The sequence below is a fragment of the Pseudarthrobacter sp. NPDC058119 genome (assembly GCF_042884655.1).
Taxonomy (GTDB): domain Bacteria; phylum Actinomycetota; class Actinomycetes; order Actinomycetales; family Micrococcaceae; genus Arthrobacter.
The window spans coordinates 1-7,523 of sequence record NZ_JBHVTN010000016.1 but is presented as its reverse complement, the minus strand read 5'-3'; the positions used below and the strand labels follow the sequence as shown (position 1 = coordinate 7,523).

Here is a 7,523-nt window from a genome sequence, read left to right as displayed (position 1 = left end):
GGCATGGCTGCACCACTACAATCACCACAGGCCCCACACCGCAATCGGAGGCCACCCGCCCATCAGCCGCTTGACCAACCTCCCTGGGCAGTACATCTAGGACTCCGCTAGCGGCGCCGCGCCCGCCGCCGCTCGTTGCTGGCAAGGCTGCGTGTCAGCGGACGTGCCAGCACGTCGCCCAGGACGATGCCGCCAGCCGTGCCCAGCACGATGGCCCCGGCACTGAGCATCCCCCCGGCGCCTGTCAGGATTTCGGATTCCTCAACGGTGAGCACATACATCGACCGGAAAATCGTGAGGCCAGGCAGCAGGATGAGGGCCGCGGGGACCGCCACCACCAGCTGCGGGGCCCCCATCCGCAGGGCCACCACACGTGCCAGCAGGCCAATGACGACGGCGGCAATCGCCGGCGAGAACCGGTCGCCGATCCCCAACAGGCCGCAGCCGAGCAGCACCAGGTAACCCGCGACGCCCACGGCGGCCGTGGGCAGGAGCAGCTTCCAGGTGGTCTGTTCCGTGATGCCGATAGCCATCACGGCGGCGGCCACGAAGAGAATGAGGACCCAGAGGTCGTAGGCGGGCGGGAAAGTCTGGGTGACGTCGATCCGCTGCAGGCCGGTCAGTTCCCCCACCACGAAGGCAACGGCGATTCCTGCCACAATGGCGCCGAAGGTCAGGAGGGTGGACAGGAACCGGCCCGCCGCGGTGACGGGGAAGCCGTTGATGGCGTCCTGAACGGAGGACACCAGGCGGCCGGTAGGCAGGAGCAGCAGGATGCCGCCCACCACCACAATTGACGGTGACGTGGTGAGCCCCAACTGCCACAGCAGCAGCGCCAGGATGGTGACCACGAAGGAGCAGCTGGCGGTGATGAAGAAGTCGGGCACCCGCCACCGCCCCAGCTGGCGGGCCAGGAGGCTGATGCCGATATTGGCTACGAACGCGATGGCCGATGACACGAGGCCGCCGCCCAGCACCCCCACAAAGACGGCGGCGAAAACACCGAACGCGGCCGTGACCATCCACCGCGGGTACGGCTTGGGACTGGTGATGGCCTCGTTCAGCCTGCGGATCGCCTCGTCTCGGCCCACGCCGCCGGCGACGATGTCGGTGACCAGTTGGTGCACCTTGGCCAGGCCGGCGTAGTTGTTGGTCCATGACCTCACCACGCGCAGCAGGGCGATGGGGGTTTGGTCCTTCGGCGCGTAGTTGATGCCGACGGACTGGTTGGTGATGTCCACTTCGATGTTCTTCAACCCCAGCGCCGCCGTGACCGCGATGATGCTGGTTTCGACCTCGAGGGCTCCGGCGCCGTAACGGAACATGGTTTCGGCCAGGTGCAGGGCGAAGTCCAGGGTTTTGCGCGCTGAGGTGTCCACGCCGCCCACCTGGATGGTGGGGTTGGCGTACGGGCTGCCCGCCAGCCGGTCCACAATGCTCAACGGAGCCGTGGGAGGGTTCTCGCCCTGGACCAGGCGGCGCAGCATCCGCTTGGCCGCCGCATCCTGGCGGAGCTGCGCAGGGGTTAGCGGTTCCGTCTTTGGCAGGCCGTCAGTTGTCGGCCTGGACCCTGGCCGTTCGGGCCGGTTGGTCATGCCCGTTTCCTCCCTGTGCGCGGTTGATGGACTGTCAGGATGCGCGCTTCAGCGGCAGTTTGCCCAGCAGGGTGCGGGCGGCCGCCGCGGCGGACCTGGCGAGCTTGTTGGCGTGGAAGACGGCCGGGCGGACGGGCAGGACGAAGTCGCCCACCAGCTGGACCACCTCACCGCCGAAGCCCTTCTTGAATTCGTAGCCGCCGTGGCCTTCCTCGTCCTGCCCGGAGATGCCGAAGGTGCCGTAGAAGTTGTACCGCGGGTAGCCCTTCTCCAGGGCATGCAGCATCATTCCCCAGTAGAGGGAGGTTGCGCCGTTGAAGTAGATGTAGTCCTGGACGGTGCCGCCGATGACGCACACCACCTCGTCGCCGTTGCAGACAAAATGGATGGCGGCCACGGTGGCGGTTCCGACCGAGTCGGGGAACCGCTCGATGTCCTTCAGGCTCCGCTCGTAGCTGTCCACCAGGTCCTGGACCACCTTGAGGCGGTTGGCCTTCTTCTTGCTGCCGGTCTCCTCCACCTCGCGGCGGAGGTCGGCTGCCGTGGCTGACTCCGCGGCCAGGCGTTCGGTAATGGACTTGCGGTAAGCGGGGATGTCGATCTTGGCCATCATCAGCTTGGTGAATTCCGCGGAGGTGGTGCGGAGCAGGTTCTCGTAGTAGGCGCGTTCGCGGTACACGAACCCCTTTTCGTCCCCGGCGCGGCTCAGCGCGCCGTAGAAATCGTCGAGGGTTTCCAGGGTGGCCTGTTCGAGGAAGACGCCGTTTTTCTCCGCCTTGCGGATGGCTTTCCGTGTCCGGTAGCTGGTGCCCATGATCAGTTCTTCGGCGTCCTGGATCCCCACCAGGTTCTTGATGAACATCCAGTTGACGTTGACGAAGTTCATGTCCAGGCCCTGGTGCCGGAATCCGAGCCGCTCCAGGTCTGCCACCAGCGGCCGGTTGTCTTCCACGTCCGGCTGCTCCGCGCCGTCGGCGTCCCGTGCGATGTACCTGATGTTGGGCGAGATCCGCAGCTCAGCGGCTTTGCGGGCCGCCGCGTGCTTGCGGAGAAGTCCGACGACGGCACCCACCAGTTCACGGTCCGTGTAGTCCATGAGGGGGCCCTTGGCGCATTCGCAGACCGTGTAGCCCAGCCGGGTGGTGGTGTAGTTGAGCTTTCCGGCGGCGACGAGTTCGCCGTCGCGCCGGACTCCAAAGAGTTCCACCTGCTGGCCCCGGGCACGCTGGAAGCGGGCAAAGTCGATGGACTGCAGGAAACTGTTCTGCGGGTGCTTCAGGGCGAAGGCTTCGAAGTCGGCGTCGCTGAGGTTGGCGTATTCAAGCCCGGTAGCGGCGGAAACTGTGTTCAAGGGGTGACCTTCTTCTGGACTCTTCGCGGCCGGGGGCTCGCGGGGCGGACGGTGTTCGGGGCAGGCTGCAACGGTGTGCGCGGCCCGGCGGGTGCTTGCGTGTTGCGCGGGGTGGATGCTGGTCAGTAGAACTGCTGGCCGGTGCGTGCGGTTTCGATCCGGCGGAACACCTTTTCCCCGCCGTTGACCCAAAGCCGCTGCCGGAGCGGGGACAGGACGTAGTCGTGGCAGCCCACAAAGTCGGTGACGGTCTTGGTGAAGCTGGTCTTGAACATCCCCATGCCGTACAGGTTGTGGCTCTTGTCCTTGATCCGGGATGCTGGCGGCGTGCCGCAGAAGTCGTATTCGGTGCAGCCAAGTTCCTGCATCCGCTTGATGGCAGTCCACTGCACCAGGTGCGAATCCCCATACTGCTTGCGGTTCTGAGTGGAGCCGCCGTCCTTGTAGGTGGCCTTGGCCCCGTAGTTGATAACGAAGGCACCCACGCTGGGTTTCCCATCCTCGTAGGTAAAGAAGAAGTTGCCTTGGCCGCGGCCGCAGAACTCGTCCCAGAACTGCGCGTAGTAGTCGTAGCTGCGCAGCGGCATGGAGCCCTTTGCGCTGACGGTGTTGGCCATCAGGTCGTACAACGCCCGGTAGGTTTCCGGCCCGTGCTCCTGCCGGACAACCTGGCAGCCCTCACGCTCGGCACGCCGGATCGCGTTGCGGGCGCGGGAGGAGACGGCCTTGAAGACTTCCTCTTCCGTGCCCGAGATGTCCAGCAGGGCGGTGGAGTCGTTGGACTGGATGTTGGGGGCCTTGGTCAGGTTAGCCGCTGCGAGCTCCCGCCGTGCGTCGTCGGAGTCGATGATGTCAGGTTCCACCTTGATGGTGAAGACGTTCAGCTTCCTGCTGCGGACCAGCCGGGCGCACGCTTCGAGTGCAGGTCCCAGGTCTGATGCACCGGCCAGGTCGGGGCCCTTGATGAGGTACCAGAGGCGGCCCAGGACCGGGAAGCTCTTTTCCAGGACCAGGTTGTAGCTGGAGTTTCCTCCGCCTTCCAGCACCAGGAACCGGACTTTCCAGCCGCTTCCGTTCTTGACCGATGCGTAGGCGGCCGATTGCAGCATGTTGCCGCCGTTCGGGTTGGCCGTGACGTGCTTGTCCCAGTTCTCAATTTCCTCGGCTGTGGCAAAACGTGCGGTGAATTCTCGCAAGGGGGCCGTGTCCAATCGGGTTTGTGCGCGGTTTCGGTACTTCTGGATGCGTGCGGACATGCAGCCTCAAGTCTAAAGCCTCGGGCGGCTCCGGCTTTTCTTCAGCATCCCCGGGCCTCCAGCAGCAGGGTTGTGGCGCGCCACCTTGACGGCGCTCAACAGGGTCAACAAGGGTTGGGGTATGAGGCCGGACGGGGAACAGCGCATGGCTGCCGCGGGAAGCGGAAGCCAGCCGTACAGTGCCGCGGTCCAGGCGGCCGGGCTTGCCGGTTTCCTGCTGGCCTCACTGCTCGTGGCGGCGCTGGGCGGACTCGCCTCGGCGGCCAACGTCACGGGCTGGTACGCCGCCGCGGACAAGGCGCCGTGGTCCCCGCCCAATGGCGTGTTCGGTCCCGTATGGACCAGCCTCTATGCGGCAATGGCCCTTGCAGCGTGGCTGGTATGGCGCCGACGTTCTGATGGGACGCGGCAGGCCATGGTGGTGTACGGCATCCAACTGGTCCTCAACCTGGCGTGGACCCCGGCGTTCTTCGCCCTCTATCCCGCCCTTGGCACGGCAGCGCTGTGGTTGGGCATGGCCATCATCCTGGCCCTGATTGCCGCCGTTGCGGTGACGGTGCTGCATTTCGGTCCCATCAGCCCGATGGCAGGATTGCTCCTGCTGCCGTACATCTCATGGCTGGTGTTCGCGGCAAGCCTTAATTGGTGGGCGGCAGTGCACAACTAGGCACCGTGCGTCAGCATTCGACGACGTTGACGGCGAGGCCGCCCATGGCGGTTTCTTTGTATTTGTCGGACATGTCTTTGCCGGTTTCGCGCATGGTGATGATGACTTCGTCGAGGGAGACGCGGTGGGTGCCGTCGCCCCAGAGCGCCATTTTCGCGGCGTTGATCGCTTTCGCGGCCGCGATCGCGTTCCGCTCGATGCAGGGGACCTGGACCAGCCCGCCGATCGGGTCACAGGTCAGGCCCAGGTTGTGTTCCATCGCGATTTCCGCGGCGTTCTCCACCTGCGCAGGGGTGCCGCCCATGACCTCGGCCAGGCCCGCGGCGGCCATCGAGGACGCGGAACCGACCTCGCCCTGGCACCCGACCTCCGCCCCGGAGATCGAAGCCTGTTCCTTGTAGAGCACCCCGACGGCGCCGGCGGCGAGCAGGAACCGGACCACCACATCATCGCGGTCGGCCTGGGTGGCCTGGTCCATGCCCGGGGCGAAATGCAGGGCATAGAACAGCACCGCGGGAATGATCCCGGCCGCCCCGTTCGTGGGCGCGGTGACCACCCGGCCGCCGGAGGCGTTCTCCTCGTTCACCGCCAACGCCACCAGGTTCACCCACTCCTGCCAATACCGCGGGTCGTAGTGGTCCTGCCCGTCCTGGCCGGTGTCGTCGGGGCGGGCGGTTTCCTTCTTCAACCGCTCGTACCAGTCAGGGGCGCGGCGGCGGACCTTCAACCCGCCCGGCAGCACCCCCTCACGCTTGAGCGAGGTGTGCACGCAGTTCTCCATCACGGACCAGATGTGCAGCAGCCCCGCCCGGATCTCCGCCCCGGACCGGGAAACCAACTCGTTCTTGAGCATCACGTCCGCGATGCCCAGCCCGGTCACCGCGCAGTGCTCCAGCAACTCCGCCGCGGTCCGGAACGGCAACGGCAGCTCCTCCTTGGACGCATCCAGTTCCTGCTGCGCCGCGTCCTCCCCGCCCTCCCGGACGATGAACCCGCCACCAACCGAGAAGAACGTCGCCGCGTGCACCACCGACCCCTCAGCGTCGGTGACGGTGAACGTCATCCCGTTCGTGTGCCGCGGCAGCACCGTCAACGGCCGCAACACCATATCCTTTACGCCATAGGGCAGGGCCACTCCCGAACCACCAGCCCCGGCCAGGTTCAGGATCCCGGTCTCCGCGATCGAGGCCAGCCGCTCCTCCACCTCTTCGGGCAGGATCAGCTCCGGATGGAACCCCTCCAACCCCAACAGGATGGCGGTCATCGTCCCATGCCCATGCCCCGTCGCAGCAAGAGACCCATACAAATCCACCCGCAACGACGCCACCGAAGCCAGCCTGCCGGAGGCCTTGAGCTCCTCAGCGAACACGGCAGCAGCCCGCATCGGCCCCACCGTATGAGAGCTCGACGGGCCAATACCAATAGAAAAAAGGTCGAATACGCCGACTGCCACGGTGTGTTCCTAACTAAAACGGGTTGGTTGGGGTGGAGCGGGCAGGACATCCTCAGCGTGCTCGGTCGCGAAGACGCCCGCTGCGCGGACGTGACCTGCCCGCGAGGGGCCGGCGGAGCCGGACTTTTCGAAAGCGTGCGTCAAAGCGAGGAACGAGCAGCACGCGTGAAAATGTCCGGTCCACCGGTCCCGAAGGTGACCACGGACGGCGGTCCCGAAGGCGACCACGAAAGCACCGGGCCAAAGGCGACCACCAAGAGGAAAACTACTTGAGGCGCTTGTAGAACGGGAGGTCGACGACTTCGAACGGTTCTGCCTTGCCGCGGAGATCGATGTCCAGGGCGGTGCCGGGAGCCGCGTGTTCGACGTCGACGTAGGCCATGGCGATCGGGTAATTAAGGGTGGGCGAGGGCTGGCCGGAGGTGACTTCGCCGACCGGCACACCGTCCTTGAGCACGGGGTAGTGCGCCCGGCCGGCGCGGCGGCCCTTGCCTTTGAGGCCCACGAGGCGTCGGCCGGAGGTGCTTCCGGCGCCGGCTTCCTTCATGGTTGCCAGTGCAGCCTTGCCGACGAAGTCGCCTTCCTTGGAGAGCGCGACGACGGGGCCCAGGCCGGCAGCGAACGGGTTCCCCTGCAGCGAGAGTTCGTTGCCGTACAGTGGCATCCCCGCTTCGAGGCGGAGGGAGTCCCGGGAGGCGAGGCCGGCTGGTGTGAGTTCCCCGTCGTCGGCGATGGCGACCAGTGCCTGCCACAGTGCCGGGGCGTCATCGTTGGCCACGAAGATCTCGAACCCGTCCTCACCGGTGTACCCGGTGCGCGCGAGCAGGAGTTCCTTGCCGGCCCCGCCCACCAGGAACGGAACCTCCACGGCGGCGTAGTATTTCAGGTCAGTCACCAGTACGTGCTGTGCGGCCGGGACCAGGCGCAACAGGATTTCCTGGGCCTTGGGGCCCTGTACCGCGATCAGTGATGTTCGGGCGGAGGCGTCCTCCACCAGTACGTCAAACCCTGCGGCCCGTTCCTGGAGGGCTGCCGCCACCACCGCGGCGTTGCCCGCGTTGGGCACCACCAGGAAGACGTCGGTGCCGTCTTCAGCGGCGGGCCGGCGGTAGGTGATGAGGTCGTCGATGATGCCGCCGTCTTCGTTGCAGATCAGCGAGTACTTGGCCTTGCCGTCCGCGATGGCGGACAGTTTGCCCAC

6 protein-coding genes are annotated in these 7,523 nt (G+C 66.1%); 1 reads left to right on the top strand and 5 read right to left on the bottom strand.

From position 1 onward, the window contains the following. Positions 1-107: 107 nt before the first annotated feature. From ACFVTD_RS20920 to ACFVTD_RS20910, 3 genes are all read right to left on the bottom strand, one after another. Positions 108-1,595 (bottom strand): threonine/serine exporter ThrE family protein, encoded by a 1,488-nt coding sequence (locus ACFVTD_RS20920; protein ID WP_387567077.1) that lies wholly within the window; start codon positions 1,593-1,595, stop codon positions 108-110. Positions 1,596-1,629: 34 nt separating this feature from the next. After that, positions 1,630-2,946: a peptidoglycan bridge formation glycyltransferase FemA/FemB family protein gene (locus ACFVTD_RS20915; RefSeq protein ID WP_387567074.1), complete on the bottom strand. Its 1,317-nt coding sequence runs from the start codon at positions 2,944-2,946 to the stop codon at positions 1,630-1,632. 122 nt (positions 2,947-3,068) lie between these two features. Next, positions 3,069-4,202, bottom strand: a complete 1,134-nt coding sequence (locus ACFVTD_RS20910; RefSeq protein ID WP_387567071.1) for a lipid II:glycine glycyltransferase FemX — start codon at positions 4,200-4,202, stop codon at positions 3,069-3,071. A 121-nt stretch (positions 4,203-4,323) separates the two neighbouring features. Between ACFVTD_RS20910 and ACFVTD_RS20905 the strand changes: the two genes are divergently transcribed. Then, the gene (locus tag ACFVTD_RS20905; RefSeq protein WP_387567068.1) at positions 4,324-4,869 is read left to right on the top strand and encodes a TspO/MBR family protein; all 546 of its coding nucleotides are present in this window, start codon (positions 4,324-4,326) and stop codon (positions 4,867-4,869) included. 10 nt (positions 4,870-4,879) lie between these two features. Here ACFVTD_RS20905 and ACFVTD_RS20900 read toward each other — a convergent pair whose 3' ends face one another. Then, a complete protein-coding gene (locus tag ACFVTD_RS20900; RefSeq protein ID WP_387567065.1) occupies positions 4,880-6,322 on the bottom strand; it encodes an L-serine ammonia-lyase in 1,443 nt (480 codons plus the stop codon). Between the two features lie 265 nt (positions 6,323-6,587). Beyond that, on the bottom strand, positions 6,588-7,523 hold a 936-nt coding region (gene gcvT / locus ACFVTD_RS20895), incomplete at its 5' end, for a glycine cleavage system aminomethyltransferase GcvT (protein WP_387567062.1).

Coding starts and splice junctions, on each gene's coding strand:
- ACFVTD_RS20920 (WP_387567077.1), bottom strand. CDS start 1,595: ATGACCAACCGGCCCGAACGGCCAGGGTCCAGGCCGACAACTGACGGC.
- ACFVTD_RS20910 (WP_387567071.1), bottom strand. CDS start 4,202: ATGTCCGCACGCATCCAGAAGTACCGAAACCGCGCACAAACCCGATTG.
- ACFVTD_RS20905 (WP_387567068.1), top strand. CDS start 4,324: ATGAGGCCGGACGGGGAACAGCGCATGGCTGCCGCGGGAAGCGGAAGC.